Annotated in this window: 1 protein-coding gene; it reads right to left on the minus strand. The window is 61.6% G+C overall.

From position 1 onward, the window contains the following. A partial coding sequence (locus R7P64_RS24725; RefSeq protein WP_318124285.1) for a carbon starvation CstA family protein occupies positions 1–513 on the minus strand: 513 nt, incomplete at both ends.

The raw sequence follows: 513 nt of genomic DNA on the forward strand, positions 1-513 counted from the left end.
AGAATGGCGAAGTGGTACCAGAACGAGACATCCATCAGTCCGCCCAGCGAGCCGTGCAGGATGTAGGCCATCCCCACCGCCAGCGTTGGCGCGCCGCCGGCGCGGGAGATAATCGACTGTTCGCCGACCTCGCTGGCGATTTGATGCAGCGTATCAGGCGTAATGCTAAAGCCCCAGCCGCTCACCACCTGCGCTGCCGAGGCGACCACATCGGTGGTACCCGCCGGCGCCAGCACCGCCATCGGGCTGTTCATCGCGAAGTAGACGCCCGGATCGATAATACAGGCCGCCACCAGCGCCATAATGGCGACAAAGGATTCCATCAGCATCCCGCCATAGCCGATAAAACAGGCCTGACCTTCATTCGCCAGCATCTTCGGCGTGGTGCCGGAGGCAATCAGCGCGTGGAAACCAGAGACTGCGCCGCAGGCGATGGTAATAAACAGGAACGGGAACAGGTTACCGCTCCAGACCGGGCCGGTACCGTCAACAAACTTGGTCAGAGCTGGCATG

Origin of the sequence: Vibrio sp. 2304 (assembly GCF_033339475.1) — a bacterium.
Lineage (GTDB): Bacteria > Pseudomonadota > Gammaproteobacteria > Enterobacterales > Vibrionaceae > Vibrio > Vibrio alginolyticus.